17 protein-coding genes are annotated in these 18,186 nt (G+C 60.5%); 5 read left to right on the top strand and 12 right to left on the bottom strand.

All coding sequences use genetic code 11. The features are described from left to right. Positions 1–274 precede the first annotated feature (274 nt). On the bottom strand, positions 275–1,174 hold the full coding sequence (locus QMK47_RS24995) for a LysR substrate-binding domain-containing protein (protein ID WP_258689402.1): 900 nt from the start codon (positions 1,172–1,174) through the stop codon (positions 275–277). A 151-nt stretch (positions 1,175–1,325) separates the two neighbouring features. Here QMK47_RS24995 and QMK47_RS24990 point away from each other — a divergent pair, with 151 nt between their 5' ends. From QMK47_RS24990 to QMK47_RS24980, 3 genes are all read left to right on the top strand, one after another. Then, the gene (locus QMK47_RS24990; RefSeq protein ID WP_253469466.1) at positions 1,326–1,739 is read left to right on the top strand and encodes a tautomerase family protein; all 414 of its coding nucleotides are present in this window, start codon (positions 1,326–1,328) and stop codon (positions 1,737–1,739) included. A gap of 37 nt (positions 1,740–1,776) precedes the next feature. Then, on the top strand, positions 1,777–2,463 hold the full coding sequence (locus QMK47_RS24985; RefSeq protein WP_258689401.1) for an energy-coupling factor ABC transporter permease: 687 nt from the start codon (positions 1,777–1,779) through the stop codon (positions 2,461–2,463). 63 nt (positions 2,464–2,526) lie between these two features. Beyond that, positions 2,527–2,742: a hypothetical protein gene (locus tag QMK47_RS24980; RefSeq protein ID WP_053125334.1), complete on the top strand. Its 216-nt coding sequence runs from the start codon at positions 2,527–2,529 to the stop codon at positions 2,740–2,742. On the opposite strand, the gene yacG is transcribed toward QMK47_RS24980, so the two are convergent. Genes yacG through pilB form a run of 5 tightly spaced genes read right to left on the bottom strand, consistent with a single transcriptional unit; the run spans position 2,739 to position 7,356 of the window. Next, positions 2,739–2,945, bottom strand: coding sequence for a DNA gyrase inhibitor YacG (gene yacG, locus QMK47_RS24975; RefSeq protein ID WP_214512608.1), 207 nt, complete (start codon positions 2,943–2,945; stop codon positions 2,739–2,741). The two genes, QMK47_RS24980 and yacG, sit on opposite strands and share 4 nt — an antisense overlap. After that, positions 2,942–3,565 carry a dephospho-CoA kinase gene (gene coaE / locus QMK47_RS24970; RefSeq protein WP_258689400.1) on the bottom strand — a complete coding sequence of 208 codons (624 nt, stop codon included), beginning with the start codon at positions 3,563–3,565 and terminating at the stop codon, positions 2,942–2,944. Before coaE ends, yacG begins: the two co-directional genes overlap by 4 nt. Then, on the bottom strand, positions 3,565–4,434 hold the full coding sequence (locus QMK47_RS24965; RefSeq protein WP_253469458.1) for a prepilin peptidase: 870 nt from the start codon (positions 4,432–4,434) through the stop codon (positions 3,565–3,567). The genes coaE and QMK47_RS24965 overlap by 1 nt, the downstream gene beginning before the upstream one ends. A 1-nt stretch (position 4,435) precedes the next feature. Next, positions 4,436–5,653: a type II secretion system F family protein gene (locus QMK47_RS24960; RefSeq protein ID WP_214512611.1), complete on the bottom strand. Its 1,218-nt coding sequence runs from the start codon at positions 5,651–5,653 to the stop codon at positions 4,436–4,438. A gap of 2 nt (positions 5,654–5,655) precedes the next feature. After that, a complete protein-coding gene (gene pilB, locus QMK47_RS24955; protein WP_258689399.1) occupies positions 5,656–7,356 on the bottom strand; it encodes a type IV-A pilus assembly ATPase PilB in 1,701 nt (566 codons plus the stop codon). A gap of 224 nt (positions 7,357–7,580) precedes the next feature. On the opposite strand from pilB, the gene QMK47_RS24950 reads away from it, so the two are divergent. Both QMK47_RS24950 and QMK47_RS24945 read left to right on the top strand, forming a co-directional pair. Further along, positions 7,581–7,988, top strand: coding sequence for a pilin (locus tag QMK47_RS24950; RefSeq protein ID WP_214512613.1), 408 nt, complete (start codon positions 7,581–7,583; stop codon positions 7,986–7,988). Positions 7,989–8,256: 268 nt separating this feature from the next. Beyond that, positions 8,257–8,610: a BON domain-containing protein gene (locus tag QMK47_RS24945; RefSeq protein WP_003205664.1), complete on the top strand. Its 354-nt coding sequence runs from the start codon at positions 8,257–8,259 to the stop codon at positions 8,608–8,610. Positions 8,611–8,958: 348 nt separating this feature from the next. On the opposite strand, the gene QMK47_RS24940 is transcribed toward QMK47_RS24945, so the two are convergent. The 6 genes from QMK47_RS24940 to panD all read right to left on the bottom strand — a co-directional run bounded on the left by QMK47_RS24940 (position 8,959) and on the right by panD (position 18,009). Further along, on the bottom strand, positions 8,959–9,255 hold the full coding sequence (locus QMK47_RS24940; RefSeq protein ID WP_253469448.1) for a DUF2845 domain-containing protein: 297 nt from the start codon (positions 9,253–9,255) through the stop codon (positions 8,959–8,961). A 1-nt stretch (position 9,256) separates the two neighbouring features. Beyond that, on the bottom strand, positions 9,257–12,190 hold the full coding sequence (locus QMK47_RS24935) for a DUF748 domain-containing protein (protein WP_258689396.1): 2,934 nt from the start codon (positions 12,188–12,190) through the stop codon (positions 9,257–9,259). A gap of 121 nt (positions 12,191–12,311) precedes the next feature. Next, positions 12,312–13,328, bottom strand: coding sequence for a class I SAM-dependent rRNA methyltransferase (locus tag QMK47_RS24930; protein ID WP_258689394.1), 1,017 nt, complete (start codon positions 13,326–13,328; stop codon positions 12,312–12,314). 140 nt (positions 13,329–13,468) lie between these two features. Then, positions 13,469–15,406, bottom strand: coding sequence for an acetate--CoA ligase (gene acs, locus QMK47_RS24925; RefSeq protein ID WP_258689392.1), 1,938 nt, complete (start codon positions 15,404–15,406; stop codon positions 13,469–13,471). A gap of 235 nt (positions 15,407–15,641) precedes the next feature. Next, positions 15,642–17,306, bottom strand: coding sequence for a glucose-6-phosphate isomerase (gene pgi / locus QMK47_RS24920; protein ID WP_014340245.1), 1,665 nt, complete (start codon positions 17,304–17,306; stop codon positions 15,642–15,644). Positions 17,307–17,628: 322 nt separating this feature from the next. Then, complete coding sequence (gene panD, locus QMK47_RS24915) at positions 17,629–18,009, bottom strand: aspartate 1-decarboxylase (protein WP_003205654.1); 381 nt, start codon at positions 18,007–18,009, stop codon at positions 17,629–17,631. Positions 18,010–18,186: the final 177 nt, after the last annotated feature.

Genomic DNA, 18,186 nt, shown 5'->3' with positions numbered 1-18,186 from the left:
CCCGGCATGGATGCCGGGTTAGCCGCGCTGGGCCATGGATGGCCCTTCGCGGCGGCCCACGGAGCAATGCCTTCGTTCAGGCATGCCGAGCCTAAGCGAGGCACCGAGTGGTGGGGCAGAAGCGCTTTGGTTACTTTCGCGCTTTTCGAAAGTGACCCGCTGTAAGAGCGGAACCATAAGCAGCCGTTACCGCAGAAACGGATATACACACCTACGCTGAAACAGACCTCAGAATGGAAGGCCCAATCTCCGATAACCGCTCAAGTGAACAGCATTACCCCCAGGCAGGACCCAATAGATCATCCTGTTCAGCCTGACACGCCAACCAAGCGCAAAACAAATCCAACTTCTTGCTCTGCTGCGCGCTGCGCTTGGCGACATAGACGTAGCGACTCGGGCGAAACCCAAACGGTGCCACCAGGCGGCCAAGACGAATGTCGTCAGCCACCAGATGCCACGGGGCGACACAAATCCCCAGCCCGGCAATCGCCGCCTCCAACGTAAAGTAATAATGCTCGTATTCCAGCCCGGCCGGCGCCGTGGCCTGGTGTCCAATCGCATCCCCCCAGTTTGCCCAGGCATCCGGACGGGTTTTGGTATGCAGGAGGGGATGGCTGAAAATCGAGCCCAAGTCGGTTAATTGAATACGCGCCGATAAGGTGGGCGACAACACGACGCCCAATCGTTCAGGAAATAGCCGGACGGTGTTTTTTGGTTCGCCCACGATGCCCTGTTCAGCCGTGATCATCACGTCATAGCGATCCCGGCCCGGATCGCTCCCATGAACCGGTGAGCTCAGGCGAATCTTGATCTCTGGGTAAGTCGTATTGAAGTCGAAAAGACGCGGTATCAGCCACTTGACCGTAAACGTGCTGAAGCAGGACACGTCCAAGGTGCCTGTCGCCGTGTCTCGGATCCTGCTCACCGCAGCCTCGATCTGATCCAGTGCGGCCGTTAGTTCCGGCAGCAGTTCTCTTGCGGCTGCGGTGAGCTGAGGTTTGTTTTTTGGGCCTTCGAACAGGTCCACACCAAGACTCAACTCCAGCTGGCGTACCTGGCGACTCACGGCGCCAGGCGTGACAGACAGCTCCTCGGCGGCCGCGATCATTTTGCCCAGTCGGGCAGCGGCCTCGAAGGTATGCAGTGCATTCAATGGGGGGAGGCGACGTTTCATAAAGTGACTTTAACTCAATTACATCGCGCGTATAAATCGATATCAGGTATCGCGCGGATTTTGCAGAATTCCCCAGTTCCTGCAGTGTTTGCCGACTGTTCCGGGTCGCCAGGATTGAGGGGCATTCCCTATCAAATTGAGAGCACCTCACATGCCATTCGTTCGTACCGCCGTCATCAAGGGCACCAGCCAGCAACAACGTCAGCGCATCGTCGATGGCATACATCAAGCGCTGGTCGAGAGCATTGGTATGCCCGAGGATGAATTGTTCAACCTGGTCACGGACTACGACCCTGAACAGTTTTTCTACAGCAGCACGTTTAACGGTGTGGCTCGTTCAGACCATTTGATCGTGATTGAGATTACGATGCGCAGGGGCCGCAGTGATGCGATGAAGCGCGAGCTCTACAAAAAAATCGCGGACAATCTCGGGGTTCAAGCCCAGGTTCGTCCGCAAGACGTTTTCATCTTCATGCACGAGAATGACTATTCGGATTGGTCGGTAGGCTTTGGTAAGTTTGCAATGGCCTTGGTACAACAGCCGGGAAGTGTCGCTATCGAGTAGCGCACGGACGGCGTTCAAGTTCTCGCAGGAGTAGCCCATGATCGGTGCCGAACTGCTTTCACCGCAGACCCTGGCGGCCGGTTGGCTGATGTATGTGCCGGTGTTGGTCTGGGCCGTGGTACGGGCACCGTGGGTCGAGCTGTTCACCGACAGCCGTCGCCAGCACCTGTTGTTCGGCACAGTGCTGGCGTTGTTCATGCTGTGGCTGGTGCGCCGGGATTTCGATACGGGTGTCTCGTATCACTTCATCGGCATGACTGCCGTGACGCTGTTGCTGGACTGGCCCTTGGCAATCCTCGGTGGTTTGTGCGCGCAGCTCGTGCTGGTACTGCTGGGCCGTCAGGACATGGCCGCGGTAGGGGTCAACGGTGCGCTGCTGATCCTGTTGCCGGTGCTGGTCACCGAGTGCTGCGCGATCCTGGTGGAGCGCGCCCAGCCGCGCAATCTGTTCGTGTATATCTTCTGTTCGGGTTTTCTCGCGGCCGCGCTTTCGGCGTTGGCGTGCCTGCTGCTGGGGCTTGGCCTGCTGTGGTACGACGGTATATTCGCCATGCCTTACTGGCTGGAAGATTTTGTCGGCTACCTCTGGTTGATCATCTTCCCCGAGGCCTTCATCAACGGCATGGTGATCAGCGCGTTGGTGGTGTTCAGTCCCGAATGGCTGGAGACCTTCAACCGCACGCGCTACCTGTCGGCGCCGTGGAACGATGATGACAAGCCTTGATTCACGTCAAGGCTGCACCACCACACGCCCTTCATGCTTTGGAAAATTTCCAGGAGCACAACCATGAGTGTTTATGAGTGGGCGAGACAAGAGATCAGGCGTAGCCACGATGCCGCAATGGAGATCGGTTTTGACCCGGGCTTGAGCCTGCGCGCCTTGCTCAGTGCGATCGTGCAACAGAGCAAGACAGTGCGCAGCGCTGAAGACCTGGCCGATGAGTTGAGTTTCCTGGCGGAGAACCTCGACGATGAACAGGACTACGGTTTCATGCGGCCTTAATGATGTGAGCGAGGCTCGAAGTCTTCGCTGAACAGCTCGTCCTCGGCGTCGGGGCTGACCGGAATCTTGTGTTCTTCCGACGCCCAGGCGCCGAGGTCGATCAGCTTGCAGCGGTCAGAGCAGAACGGCCGGAATTTGCTCTCCGGGGTCCATTCCACAGGGGCGCCGCAGGTTGGGCAATCAACGGTTGGGGTCTGGCTCATGATTGGCCTCCACGCAAAGTAAGGTAAAAGTGATGCAGGCGCTCGACCTCGCTGTGCAGCCAGGCGAGGTCGCGATCATTGACCACCACGTCGTCGGCATGGCTCAGGCGATCCTGGCGGCTGGACTGGGCCTTGAGAATCGCCTGGACCTGCTGTTCGCTGGTCTGGTCGCGCTGCAACGTACGTTCGATCTGCAATTGTTCCGGCGCATCGATCACCAGGATCCGCTGGGTCGTGGCGTACTGCCCTGACTCGATCAGCAGCGGCGATACCAGGATCGCATAGGGCGATTGTGCCTGGGCCAGATGATGGGCGATTTCCTCGGCGATCAGCGGATGCAGCAGCGCCTCGAGCCAGCGGCGTTCATCGGCATTCTCGAAGATCAGCTTGCGCAACGCCGCCCGGTCCAGGGCGCCGTCGGCCTGCAATACGCCGGGGCCGAAGTGCTCGGCGATTTTCGCCAGGGCCGGGCGCCCGGGCTCGACCACCCAGCGCGCCGCATGATCGGCGTCGATGACGTGCACGCCCAGGTCGATAAAGTGCTGGGCCGCCGCGCTCTTGCCGCTGCCGATGCCACCGGTCAGGCCGAGAATCCAGGGTTTTTTCACTGAGGTATTCATTAAAAACCGACAGACTGCCAATAGAAGTCGGTTATTTGACCACCCCAGAGCAAGGCAATCCAGCCGGCAATGGCCAGATAGGGTCCAAAGGGGATCTGCGTCGACCCCGGGGCATCACGCAAGCGCAGCACAATCACCCCGACAACGGCGCCCACCAGCGACGACAGCAGCAGCGTCAGCGGCAGGATCTGCCAGCCACCCCAGGCGCCGAGCATCGCCAGCAGCTTGAAATCCCCGTAGCCCATGCCTTCCTTGCCGGTGATCAGCTTGAACACCCAGAACACCGACCACAGCGCCAGATAGCCGGCCACCGCGCCCCACATCGCCTGGTTCAAGGACACGAAGAGCCCGAAGCTGTTGATGATCAAACCCAGCCACAACAACGGCAGCACCAGGGTATCGGGCAGCAATTGATGCTCGGCGTCGATCAGGCTCATGCCCAGCAGGCCCCAGGTCAACACCATCACCATCGCGGCGTGCCAGCCAAAGCCGAAATGCCAGGCGACGAACGCCGATAACGCACCGCAGGCCAATTCGGTCAGGGGGTAACGCCTGCCGATGGGCGCGGCGCAGCCCGAACAGCGGCCGCGCAGCATCAGGTAGCTGAGCAGCGGAATGTTTTCCCAGGCGCGGATGCGATGGCCGCAGTGCGGGCACTGGGAGTGTGGCAGCATCAGGTTGTAGACCGGGCCAGGGGTTTCGGCCGGCAGGCCCAGCAGGTCGTGAGCCTGCAGGCGCCATTCGCGGTTGAGCATCTTCGGCAGGCGCCACACCAGCACGTTGAGGAAGCTGCCGATGATCAGGCCGAGCAGTGCTGCAACGAGCACGAAAGCCAGGGGATACAGCACGAAGAATTCGCTCAGGGGCATGTCAGATCGCAGAGCCGAGTTGAAAGATGGGCAAGTACATGGCGACCACCAGGCCACCGACGACCACCCCCAGGACCACCATGATGAAGGGTTCCATCAGGCTGGTGAGGTTGTCCACCAGATTGTCCACCTCGGCCTCATAAAAGCTCGCCACCTTGTCGAGCATGTCGTCCAGCGCGCCGGATTCCTCGCCGATGGCGGTCATCTGGATCGCCAGGTTCGGAAAGATCCCTGAGGCACGCATGGAGAAATTCAACTGCATGCCGGTCGAGACCTCCTGCTTGATGCGCAGCACGGCACGTTTGAACACCACATTGCCGGTGGCACCAGACACCGAATCCAGGGCCTCCACCAGCGGCACGCCGGCGGCGAAGGTGGTGGAAAGCGTGCGGGCGTAGCGGGCCACGGCGGATTTGTACAGCAAGGTGCCTATCAGCGGCAGCTTGAGCAGCCATTTGTCGCGCCAGTCGCGAAAGGGCTCCGAACGCCTGAGCGCGTACTTCACGCCAAAAAATGCCCCTACCAACCCGCCAAGCATCACCCACCACCATTGCTGCATGATTTCCGACAGGCCTATGACCATTACCGTGAAGGCTGGCAGCTGCGCGCCGAACCCGGAGAATACCGATTCGAATTGCGGCACAACCTTGACCAAGAGGATCCCCGTGACCACTGCGGCAACGAGGACCACGGCCGCAGGGTAGGTCATGGCTTTCTTGATTTTGGCCTTGAGCGCTTCGCTCTTTTCCTTGTAGGTCGCGACCCGGTCCAGCAGCGTGTCCAGGGCACCGGCCTGTTCGCCGGCGTCCACCAGGTTGCAGTACAGCTCGTCGAAATATTGCGGGCACTTGCGCAGCGCCGCGGCGAAGCTGTTGCCGGCGGCGACTTCCTGCTTCACCTCGTCCACCAGCTTGCGCATGTTGGGGTTGTCGAAGCCTTCGCCAATGATGTCGAACGCCTGCAACAGCGGCACACCAGCCTTGAGCATCGTGGCCATCTGGCGGGTGAAGAGGGCGATATCCAGCGGCTTGATGCGCTTGCCCTTGCTGAATATCGAGGTGGATTTCTTGCGCACCTTCTGCGGGTTGATGCCTTGTTTGCGCAGTTGTGCCTTGACCAGCGCCGGGCTCTGGCCCGTCAGCTCGCCACTCATTTTTGTGCCTTTGCGGTCCTTGCCTTCCCAAGTGTAAACATCGGTTTTGACTGCCTTGACCGCCATGTTCAATCCTTGGTGACCCGGTTGATTTCTTCGAGGCTGGTGACGCCCTGCATCACTTTGAGCAGCCCCGACGTGCGCAGGTCATTGAAACCGTCCTTGCGCATTTGCAGATCGATTTCCAGCGAGTTGCCCTCGGCCATGATCAACCGTTGCAGCTCGGGCGTGTTCTTGACCACTTCGTAAACCCCCACGCGCCCTTTGTAGCCGTTGTTGCACTGTTCGCAACCGACCGGCTCATAGATCGTGAATGTGCCAATGCGTTCCCGAGGGAAACCTTCCTTGAGCAAGGTTTCCTCGGGAACCTCGATGGCTTTCTTGCAGTGACTGCACAGCTTGCGCGCCAGCCGCTGGGCGATGATCAGGTGCACGGCGGTGGCGATGTTGAACCCTGGAATGCCCATGTTCTGCAGGCGGATCAGGGTTTCGGCGGCGCTGTTGGTGTGCAGGGTGGAGAGCACCAGGTGCCCGGTCTGAGCGGCCTTGATGGCGATCTCGGCGGTTTCCAGGTCGCGGATCTCGCCGACCATGATCACGTCCGGGTCCTGGCGCAGGAACGAACGCAGGGCCTGGGCGAAGTCCAACCCCTGGCGCGGGTTCACGTTGACCTGGTTGATGCCTTCCATGTTGATCTCCACCGGGTCTTCGGCGGTGGAAATGTTGATGTCCACGGTGTTGAGGATATTCAGCCCGGTGTACAGCGACACGGTCTTGCCCGAGCCGGTCGGGCCGGTCACCAGGATCAGCCCTTGCGGTTGCTTGAGGGCGGCCATGTACAGGTCTTTCTGGTCCGGTTCGTAGCCCAGGGCATCGATGCCCATTTGCGCACTGGACGGATCAAGGATCCGGATCACCACCTTTTCGCCCCACAGCGTGGGCAGGGTGTTGACCCGGAAGTCGATGGATTTGGTTTTTGACAGGCGCATTTTCAACCGGCCGTCCTGGGGTTTGCGCCGCTCGGAAATATCCAGGCTGGCCATGACTTTCAGGCGGGCGGCGATACGGTTGGCCAGTTGGATCGGGGGGCGGGCCACTTCCCGCAGCATGCCGTCGGTGCGCACCCGCACCCGATAGATCTTTTCATAGGGCTCGAAGTGCAGGTCGGAAGAGCCGCCCTTGATGGCGTCCAGCAACATCTTGTTGACGAAGCGCACCACGGGCGCGTCGTCGGCGTCCTGGCTGCCGATGGCATCCTGCTTGGTGTCGTCGATCGATTCGATGTCCAGGCCGTCGAGGTCGACATCGCCCATGCCTTCCAGGCCGGTGCTGCTGGATTCGAAGAACTTTTCGATGGCCTCGCTGAGCTTTTCGTCCTCCACCAGGATGGCTTCGGTGGTCAGGCCAGTGCTGAACTGGATGTCGTTGATGGCCTGGTGATTAGTGGGGTCGGAGATGCCCACGTACAGTTTGTTGCCACGCCGCCACAGCGGCAGGGCGTGGTGCTGGCGCACCAGTTTTTCGCTGACCAGGCCGCTGGGTTGGGTTTCTTTGTCCAGGCTGTTGAGGTCCAGCAGGGCGACGCCGAAATGCTCCGAGGCAATCTCCGCGACCTGGCGGCTCTGGACCAGTTTGTTCTGCACCAGATAGCTGACCAGGGGGATGCGGCTGCGTTGAGCCTGTTGATACGCCTGTTGCGCACTTTGCTCGGTGAGCAGTTCGGCCAACACCAATTGCTTGGTCAGGCCGCTGAGGGCGATGTCATTCATGGGAATCCCGACGGCGAACGATTCATGACTTATAGCCTAGTCAAGGCTTGGCGCCAAACCAGCGGGGCAGGGTGACAAAAAACGTCAGATAGTGCGGTTGTTGAGGTAGGACGTCGCCGTTGGGCGGGTTCAACCCCCTTTATTGATGAGACTTGAGGGTTGGCATGTGCCCTGCAATGGCCGTTTCAGGTCATGAGATTTCGACTCATGCTATGGAGATGTCTATGAATAAGCAGAAGGGTTTTACGCTGATCGAGCTGCTGATCGTCGTGGCGATCATCGGCATTCTGGCGACGTTTGCGTTGCCGCAATATTCCAGGTACCAAGCGCGGGCGAAGGCTACCGCCGGGCTGGGGGAAATCTCGGCGCTGAAGGTGGCGTACGAGGATCAGATGAATCAGGGCGTTACTCCAACGTTGACCCTCATGAACGCCCCGACCACAACCAGCAACTGCACAATTTCGGTAACAGGTACGGCTACGACGGCAGGCACCATCGTTTGTACCCTCCTGAACGCCCCTGCCTCCGTAGTAGGTAAGACGATCACCCTCAGCCGTGATGTCAACGGCCTCTGGACATGCGGATCCACCGCAGCCAAGGAATACCTGCCGATCTCTTGCCCTGGCACCTGATACTCGCGCGGCGAAGGGGGCCCGCTCCCTTGCCGTGCAAACCCTTCTTGATTTATCAGCTAAGCGGCAAGGCAGGATCGGCATGTTGCATGTTGAAAATGGGAGGCTCATGCAATTTGCATGATTCTGAATTTCGCCGCTTCGCTTAACTAATTGATTTATAAGGAATTAATTAATTTCTTAAAACTGGCACAACCTTCGCACTACTCCTGCTAACCCTGCCGGGATCCACCTCCGACAGTTTCTGAGAAAAACAGGAGTTACTCGTATGAAGAAGTTCGCTATCACTGCCGCCGCTGCTACCGCTCTGACCCTGACTATGGCTAGCGCATTCGCCGAGACCACTCAAGCAACTCAGGCGCCAATGATGCTGGCTGCGGGCGAAGTGACAGAGGCCAAGGAAGACGTTTCCGATACCTGGATCACCACCAAGGTCAAAGCTGATCTGGTCACTGAAAAAGGCATTCCAGGCACAGATATCAAAGTCGAAACCAACAAAGGTGTTGTGTCCCTGTCTTCGATGACCAAAGTCACTGATGCACAAAAAGACACCGCTGTGGCAATCGCCAAGAAAATCAAAGGCGTCAAGGCCGTATCGGCTGACGGCCTGAAAGCCGAGTAAGGCTAATACTTCTCGCCTGGACTGGGAGAAGGCGCGGCAAGCGGGCCAGGATATACGTTTGCCGTTGCTTTGGAGTTCATGCGAAAGGCCACACGGACGTGGCCATTACAGGCCTCCGGCATTCGTGCCGGGGGCCTGTTCTATTCCGGGAGAGGAAAAGTGCGGGTGAGGTTTGTGGAGCAGGCTGGGAAACCGAGTTGCGCTTATCGCGAGCAAGCTCGCTCCCACAGGGGGGCGGGTTCTTTCAGGAAACAGCGATCAAGCTTGCTTGCGCCGCGACCCGAGTTCTTCCAGCAGGAATGCGATCAAAATGTGGGAGCGAGCTTGCTCGCGATGGCGGTGGTACATTCACCGCCCCCGCTTGCTGTTGATCTGCACCAGCCGATTCCCCTCGAAGCGCAGGTACTGATACATGCCGCTGTTGGGGCCGTAGGTCCATTCTTCCACCGGATATTCCTCCCGGCGATTGACGCTGCGTTTGTAGCCCAGGTCATCCCGCGCCGCTGGCTCCCCGCACTTTTGCAGCACTTCGCTGGAGCGGTCGCCGACGCTGATCAACTGGCTGCCGCAACGCAGCGTGTCGGCAGCCGCGGCCTGGCCGGTGGCGAGCAATAGACCCAGGCTGAGCCCGCACCAGGGTTTCATCTTATTCGGCATCCAGATGCATCGGGGTAATCACCCGGCCATCGCTCTCGGCCTGGCCGAGGTTGGCGTCAATGAAATACACGCGGTCGTCGGCCAACTGGCCTTTGTCCACCAGGAAGTCCTTGATGCTGCTGGCCCGTTCCTGCCCCAGTTGACGCAGCAGCACGTCGCTGCCGCTCCAGAACTTGATCACGCCTTCACGCAGTTTCTCGATGCGCGTCTTTTTGTCCAATTGCGTCCATTCGGCGGGCGGTTGGGTCTTGAGGCGGGTGCGGTAGATGCCTTCGAGCAGCGGTGCCTTTTCATCCTCGGGCACCTGTATCAGCGAGGCCTGGGCCGGTACTTTGTCGCCCCGACGCTGCAGCATCTTGTAGTAGTTGTACTGGTATTCGCGTTCCAGGCGCTGGGCGGCGAGCAGTGGGCCGTCGCTGCTTTCGGCGGCGGTGCCTTCGATCTCCAGGCGCAGCTCCGGACGTTTGCCAAGGGCCTCGGACAGTTTGAGCAGCACGCCTTCATTGTCCTTGCTCAGGTCGCTGGAGCCCGGCGCAAACGCCACGCTGCCCAGGTCTTCCGAGCCGCCACCGGCCACCAGCCCACCGATGAGTTTGAACGGCGCCTGGGCCGCTCGTACCAACAGGTTGCGCAGGGTCTGCCAGACGATTGGCATGATACTGAATTGCGGGTCGTTGAGATCGCCGGACACGGGTAGTTCGATGGAAATCTTACCGTCGGAATCCTTGAGCAAGGCGACCGCCAGTTTGAGTGGCAGGCTCACGGCGTCCGGGCTGTCGACTTTCTCCCCCAGTTGCAGTTGCTCGACCACCACTTTGTTTTCCGCCTGGAGCTTGCCCTTGGTGATCTGGTAATGCAGGTCGAGATTGAGCCGACCCTTGCGGATGCGATAGCCGGCGAACTTGCCGGAGTAGGGCGTCAGGGTGGTCAGCTCGACCCGTTTGAAACTGGTGGCGATGTCGAGGCTGGCCATCGGGTCGAAGGGGTTGACCGCGCCCTTGATGGTGACCGGTGCATAGCGATCGACCTTGCCCTTGATGTCGACGCTGGCCGGTTTGGCCTGGCGGCTGTCGATGGTGCCGATCTGGCCATTGAGCTGCTGGATGGCCGTGGCGAAATTGGGCGTCAGGCTGAAGTCGGCGAAGTTGGCCGAACCGTCATTGATGGCGATACCACCGATGTGGATGCCCAGCGGTTTTTCCTGGGACGGCGGTTTTGCCGCGGCTTTCTTGGTGCCGCTGTCGGCCGGTTGCGGGATCAGCAGGTCATCGACGTTGGTGGTGCGGTCGTCGTTGATCATGAAGCGCGCGTAAGGCTGGAACAGGTTGACCTTGTCGATGGACAGGCTGTCCCCGTGCTGATAATTCAGGCCTTCGAGGACCAGGCTCTGCCACTTGAGGAAGTCGCGGGTCTTGAGCGTGTCGAGGGTGTGCAACTGATCGACCTGGGCACGGCCGGTGACGGCAAATGCCAGCGGTTCGGTGCTTTTGAGGTCGACCGCCAGGTCACTGCCGAGCATCCCGGAGCGCAGCTCCAGGCGAATGAACGGGTTGATGTACGACTGGGCGACGCGCAGGTCGACGTCCTGTGTCTTGACCTTGAGCTTGGCGGTGATCGGGTTCAGGTTGACCTCGCCGTCGGCCAGGATCTTGCCCTGCTTGCCTATCCCGGTGTCCAGCTTGAGGGCAAAGGGTGAGCCGTTGAGGGTGTCGTAGTTCTGCAGGTCGAGGTTCAGCGGGCCGACCTCCAGTGCCACGGCGGGCTGGGCCTGGCGGTCGGCCAAGTGCACCTTATAGTCGCGCAGTTGCACATCCTTCAACATCACCTGCCAGGGTTTGCTGGGCGGTGCCGGTTCAGCTTTTGGCGAGTCTGCCGCTGCCGGGGCGGATGCCGGTTCAGCCTTGACCTGCGGTTTGGCCGGCTGGCTGGCGAAGAGTTTCTGCCAGTCCAGCTGCCCGTCCGCCTCGCGAGCGGCCCAGGTTTCCAGCTTCTGGCTGCGGATCTTGCCCACGATGACTTGCTGCTTGGCCAGGTCTACCGAGGTTTCGCTCACGTCCAGGCGTTCGAGCTTTACCAATGGACGGCCATCGGGTGTCTTGATGGCGAAGGGCGCGACACTGACCGCGGCGTTGTTGAGCAGCAGTTCGGTGCCCTTGGCCAGGTTGAGCTTGTAGTCGGTGCTGAGGTTCAGGACGCCGTTTTCCAGAACCAGCGGCACGGCGTCGCGCACATAGGGCCACCAGGCTTTCATTTGGCCGCCAGTGACTTTGAGCGTGCCTTGGGAGGCAATCGGCGTGAGGCTGAAATTACCGGTCCAGTCGATCTGTCCGCCTTCGGGGCCAGCAGCCACCAGGGTCATGTCGGCATTGTCGTCGGGCAGGGTGCTGAGGTTTTTCAGCTCGAAATCGAGGGTGTCGTAGAGAAACTCAATGGGTTCGCTGGGGCGCAGGTCCTGGAAATGCACATAGCCGCCGGCCAACTTGATTCGCTCGACCCGCAGGGGGAACGGCTTGGCCTCGGGGTTGGCAGGCGTCGGTTCGCTGGCCGGCAGCTTGAACAGGCCCAGCAGGTTCAACTGACCGTCCTTGGCGAACATCACTTCGGTCTTGGGCTTGTCCAGCTCGATGTCGACCAGGTGCAAGGCGCCGGACCACAGGCTGTCGAGCTGCAGATTGGCATACAGCCGTTCGAAGCCGACCTGTTCCTTGCCTGGTTCGCCGATATTCAGGCCCCAGAGGGTGACTTCAAGGCTGAAGGGATTGAGTTCGATGCGCTGGATCTGCGCCGGCACCGTCGCAAGGGCGGCCAGTTGCTGGTTGGCGATGCGCAAGGCGATGCCCGGCAAAATCAGAAAGCCCAACAGGCTGTAGAGGGCCAGTGCGGTCAACAGAGCGCCGATGGCGCGAATCAATCCTTTGGGCATGTGCGGCTTCATCTTGGTGTGAATTCGGAATGCCTTGGAGTATGGCACGCGTTTACGGTTCCGAAGCCACTGTGATTTATGAGAATTGTCTGGTTTTCTCGGTGAGAATCCCGACGCGGACTTAGAGCTGGAGGATCAGCGTCTTGAGCGGCGGCTGCTGATCCCGGGAAGGGAAATCGCTGCCGGGCGTCAGCACGCTCCACTCGCGCACCGGGCGACCGGCTTTTTCCGCACAACGCAACACCTGCTCGCGCCAGTCGTCCATGGGCACTTTTGCCAGGTTGTTGCAGCAGATCAGCACACCATCGTCGGCGGTGGTGAGCAGGGCCGGTTTCAGCAGGCTTTGGTAATCGCGCAACAGGTCGACGGTGCCGAACGCACTTTTGGCCCAGGCCGGTGGATCGAGCAGCACCAGGTCGTACTGGCGTTGCTCCAGGCGCACGTAGCTGGGTAGTTTCTGCCCGCGGCGCTGGCTGATGGGCAGGCCGGCCAGTTGGCGAATCGCCGGAAAGTAATCCGACTGCACGAATTCCATCGGCGGCAAATCGGGGTTGAGCAGGCCATTTTCGCGGCCCACCGCCAGGTTGCCTTCGGCGAAGTCCAGATTGCACACCTCCCGCGCACCACCGGCCGCGGCGCTCAGGCCGACGCCGCAGGTGTAGGCGAACAGGTTCAGCACGCTTTTATTGTGGCTGTGTGCCTTGACCCAGCCCCGGGCGTTGCGCAGGTCGAGAAACAGCAGTGGATCCTGCCCGGCATGGCGACCGCGGACGCGATAATTCAAGCCCCATTCATGCCCGACCAGGTCTTGCAGGGCGGCCTCGTCCGCCTGATAGACAGTGTCCTGGCGGTCGACGCGCGAATTGCCCCGGGCGCGGTCGTTGTAGACCAACAAAGTCTCCAGTCCCAGCCGTTCGTTGACGATGCCGTGCAGTTGCAGCAGGTCGTCGCGCTCCAGCGACTGATGGAAGCTCTGTACCAGCAGTTGCGGGCCGTAGCGGTCGATGGTCAGGCCGGGGGCGCCTTCCTGGCTGCCATGGAACAGGCGATAGCAGTCGGTGCCTTGCTGATGCAGTTGGCCGAGCAGCTCCTGGCGCTGGTCGAGGGCGGCGCGCAGCGCCTGATTCAAGGAAGACATGCCGGGCGCGCCTTAGAGAAATGAGGCGCGGGAGTTTAGCAGTTATGGCCGGCGTGGTCCCTGTGGGAGCGAGCTTGCTCGCGATGGCGGTCTAGATTGACAGGGCCCCATCGCGAGCAAGCTCGCTCCCACAGGAATCCTCAGCGATTGAGGCGTTTGTCGATCAGCCCCTCCACCACACTGGGATCGGCCAGGGTCGAGGTGTCACCAAGGCTGTCGAGTTCGTTGCAGGCGATCTTGCGCAGGATGCGTCGCATGATCTTGCCCGAACGGGTCTTGGGCAACGCCGGCGCCCACTGGATCAGTTCCGGCTTGGCGAAGCTGCCGATTTCCTTGCTGACGTGGGCCAGCAGTTCTTTCTTCAGCTCGTCATTGGCCTCCACACCATTCATCGGCGTGACAAAGGCATAGATGCCCTGGCCCTTGAGGTCATGGGGATAGCCGACGACGGCGGCTTCGGCAATGTTGTCGTGCAGCACCAGGGCGCTTTCCACCTCGGCGGTGCCGATGCGATGCCCGGAGACGTTGATCACGTCGTCGATGCGTCCGGTGATCCAGTAGTCGCCGTCTTCGTCGCGGCGCGCGCCGTCGCCGGTGAAGTAATAGCCAGGGTAGGGTTTGAAGTAGGTGTCGACCATGCGTTGATGATCGCCGTAGACGCTGCGAATCTGCCCGGGCCAACTGGATTTGATCGCCAGGACGCCGCTGCCGGCGCCGTTGATTTCCTTGCCCACTTCATCCAGCAAGACCGGTTGCACGCCGAACATCGGCCGGGTGGCGCAGCCTGGCTTGAGCCGTGGGGCACTCACCAACGGGCTGAGCATGATGCCGCCGGTCTCGGTCTGCCACCAGGTATCGACAATCGGGCAGCGCTGTTCGCCTACCGTGTTGAAATACCATTCCCACGCTTCCGGGTTGATCGGCTCACCAACGGTGCCGAGCAATCGCAGGCTTTTGCGGGACGTTTCCTGCAACGGTCCGGGACCTTCGCGCATCAGCGCGCGCAGGGCGGTCGGTGCGGTGTAGAAGATGTTGACCTGATGCTTGTCGATCACCTGCCAGAAGCGCGAACTGCTCGGGTAGCTCGGCACGCCCTCGAAGATCAACGTGGTGGCCCCATTGGCCAGCGGGCCGTAGACGATGTAGCTGTGGCCGGTGACCCAGCCGACATCGGCGGTGCACCAGAACACTTCGTTGTCGCGGTAATCGAGCACGTACTTGAACGTCATCGCCGCTTGCAGCAGATAGCCGCCCGTGGTGTGCAGCACGCCCTTGGGTTTGCCGGTGCTGCCGGAGGTGTAGAGGATGAACAACGGGTCTTCGGCGTCCATCGGTTCCGGTGGGCAGTCGTCGCTCATCTCGTGCATGGCCTGGTGGTACCACAGGTCACGGCCTTCTACCCAGCCCACCTCGCCTTGGGTGCGCTGGACCACCAGCACGGTGCTGACGTTCGGGCAACTTTCCAGGGCCTTGTCGACGTTACGCTTGAGCGGTACGAAGCGCCCGCCGCGCACACCTTCGTCAGCGGTGATCACGGTGCGGCAGTCGGCATCGAGAATCCGGTCGCGCAGCGAGTCCGGTGAGAAACCGCCGAATACCACTGAATGCACCGCGCCGATGCGGGTACAGGCGAGCATGGCGTAGGCGGCCTCGGGGATCATCGGCATGTAGATGCAGACCCGGTCGCCTTTCTTCACGCCACGGCTTTTCAGCACGTTGGCCAGGCGGCACACATGGTTGTGTAGTTTTTTGTAGGTGATTTCTGCCGACTCGGCGGGGTCGTCGCCTTCCCAGATGATTGCCGTCTGGTCGCCGCGCGTTTGCAGGTGACGGTCGATGCAATTGGCGCTGACGTTCAGCTTGCCACCGGCGAACCAGGTCGCGTCGCCGTTCTTGAGGTCATAGCGCTGGACGGTTTGCCAGGGCGTCATCCAGTCGAGAAAGCGGGTGGCCTGCTCGGCCCAGAAGGCGCTGGGGTGTTCGATGGATTCTTTATAGAGCCGCTTGTACTCGTCCTGACTCAGTTGCGCAGCCCGGCGGACGGCATCGGCTTGGGGGTACTGGCTGATATCGAACATGACGGTTCCTTATTCTTGTTTTGCGACAAGTCATAAAGATGCGCCCAGTCGCCTGGGGGTTCAAGTCATGCACAAAGCAACTGTGTGCGAGCTTGGTGGGAGCAAAGCTTGCTCGCGATGACGGCGTCACATTCAACAGATAGGTTGATGTCAGACCGCTATCGCGAGCAAGCTTTGCTCCCACAAGGCTCGCTCCCACAGGGATCAGCGGTGAGCTGTGGGAGCGTGGGGACGATCAGCCGCGGTGACGACCGCGGAAGTAGTTGATCAAGCCCTGGGTCGAAGCATCTTCGGCCGGGTTTTCTTCACTGCCCACCAGGCGGTTGTAGACGCCCTTGCCCAGTTCCTTGCCCAGTTCCACGCCCCATTGGTCGAAGGCGTTGATGCCCCAGACCACGCTCTGCACGAACACCTTGTGTTCATACAGCGCCACCAGCGCGCCGAGGCGACGTGGGCTGATGCGTTCGACCACCAGGGTGTTGCTCGGACGGTTGCCCGGGATCACCTTGTGGGAGGCCAGTTTCTGCACCTCTTCTTCGCTGGCGCCCTTGTCCCGCAGCTCGGCTTCGGCTTCGGCGCGGGTCTTGCCGAGCATCAGTGCCTGGCTCTGGGACAGGCAGTTGGCGTACAGCCACTGGTGATGATCGGAAACCGGGTTGAAGCTGACGATCGGCACGATGAAGTCGGCCGGGATCAACTGGGTGCCCTGGTGCAGCAACTGGTGGTAGGCGTGCTGACCGTTGCAGCCAACGCCGCCCCAGATCACCGGGCCTGTGTCGGTCGACACCGGCGTACCGTCCAGGCGCACGCTCTTGCCGTTGGATTCCATGTCCAACTGCTGCAAATGCTTGGTGATGTTACGCAGGTAGTGGTCATACGGCAGGATCGCATGGCTCTGCGCACCCCAGAAGTTGCCGTACCACACGCCCAGCAGTGCCAGCAGCACCGGCATGTTCTGCTCGAACGGGGCGCTCTGGAAATGCTGGTCCATGGAATAGGCGCCGGAGAGCAATTCCTTGAAGTTCGACATGCCGATGGCCAGGGCGATCGGCAGGCCGATGGCCGACCACAGCGAGTAACGCCCGCCAACCCAGTCCCACATCGGGAAGATGTTTTCTTCGCGGATGCCGAAGGCCACGGCGGCGGCATTGTTGCTCGACACGGCGATGAAGTGGCGATACAGCTCCGCTTCGGAGCCACCCTGGGCCAGGTACCAGGCGCGGGCGGCTTGGGCGTTCTTCAGGGTTTCGAGGGTGTTGAAGGATTTCGACGAGACGATGAACAGCGTGGTCTCGGCGCGCAGCTTCATGGTCAGTTCGTGGAACTCACTGCCGTCGATGTTCGCCAGGTAGTGGCAGCGAACGCCTTTTTGCGCGTAGGACAACAGCGCTTCGGACACCAGCTCCGGGCCGAGGAAAGAACCACCGATGCCGATGTTCACCACGTCGGTGATCGGCTTTTCGGTGTAGCCGCGCCACAGGCCGTCGTGAATGCGGCCCACCAGGTCGGTGATCTGGTTCAGCACTTTGTGCACGTCCGGCATCACGTTGACGCCGTTGACCAGCAACTTGTCGCCCACCGGCCGACGCAGGGCGGTGTGCAGGGCAGGGCGGTTTTCCGAGGCGTTGACGATTTCGCCTTCGAACAGTGACTTGATCGCGCCCTTGAGGTCGACTTCGTTGGCCAGGCCCACCAGCAGATCGCGGGTCTGGGCGTTGATCAGGTTTTTCGAGTAGTCGAGAAACAGGCCGCAGCTCGACAGGGTGAATTGAGTAAAACGCTGCGGATCGGCATTGAACGCTTCGCGCATGCTGAAATCCTGCATGGCTTTGCGGTGGTCATTCAGCGCTTGCCAGGCTGGCAGAGCGGTCACGTCATGAGGGGTTCGGTAATACGCCATCGCTGCGGGTTTCCTTTTTACTTGAACGGCCTTTTGTACACTAAAAACTCCGGCGCGGCTTGAGGTGGGCGTCCGGACACTGCATCGACATGATCGCCGGACACAGGGCGACTACAGTAAACCTCGTGTTGCGATCTGTCTTGGCTTTGTCTGACCGATTCCCGGTACTTTTTTATACAGCAGGGGGCGGGAATGGTTCGCTGTGGGAGCAAAGCTTGCTCGCGATTGCAATGGACCAGTTGCATGGATGTCACCTGACACACTGCTATCGCGAGCAAGCTTTGCTCCCACAGGCTTGTACACAGATATCGTTCGGGTTCGATCAGGCGAGCTGCACCGGAATCGCATTGCTGGTGTGGCTCAGTTCATTGCCTGGCGCCATGTACAGCATGCGGGGCTTGAAGTTGACCAGCTCAGCTTCGCTGTAGTGGGCGTAGGCGCAGATGATGACACGATCACCCACCTTGGCCTTGTGCGCTGCGGCGCCGTTCACCGAGATCATCCGTGAACCTTCCTCGCCGCGGATGGCGTAGGTGGTGAAGCGTTCGCCGTTGTCGACGTTGTAGATCTGGATCTGTTCGTATTCGCGGATTCCCGACAGGTCCAGCCACTCACCATCAATGGCGCAGGAGCCTTCGTAATCGAGCACGGCGTGGGTGACTTCGGCGCGGTGCAGCTTGGCCTTGAGCATGATGGCATGCATGAATGTTTCCTCTGGTCGGGTCCGAACGGCGGGCAGTCTGCCTGAAGCCTTGTGGGGCGGCAATACGCGAGGGATTTGCAAGTGCAGTCGGTATGTGGGAGCAAAGCTTGCTCGCGATGACGTGGTCAAATTCGACACGTACGTCGAATATCAGACCGCTATCGCGAGCAAGCTTTG

Origin of the sequence: Pseudomonas sp. P9_35 (assembly GCF_034008205.1) — a bacterium.
Classification (GTDB): domain Bacteria; phylum Pseudomonadota; class Gammaproteobacteria; order Pseudomonadales; family Pseudomonadaceae; genus Aquipseudomonas; species Aquipseudomonas kilonensis.
The sequence above is the reverse complement of the archived record's forward strand: the minus strand, read 5'-3'. Positions and strand labels throughout refer to the sequence as shown.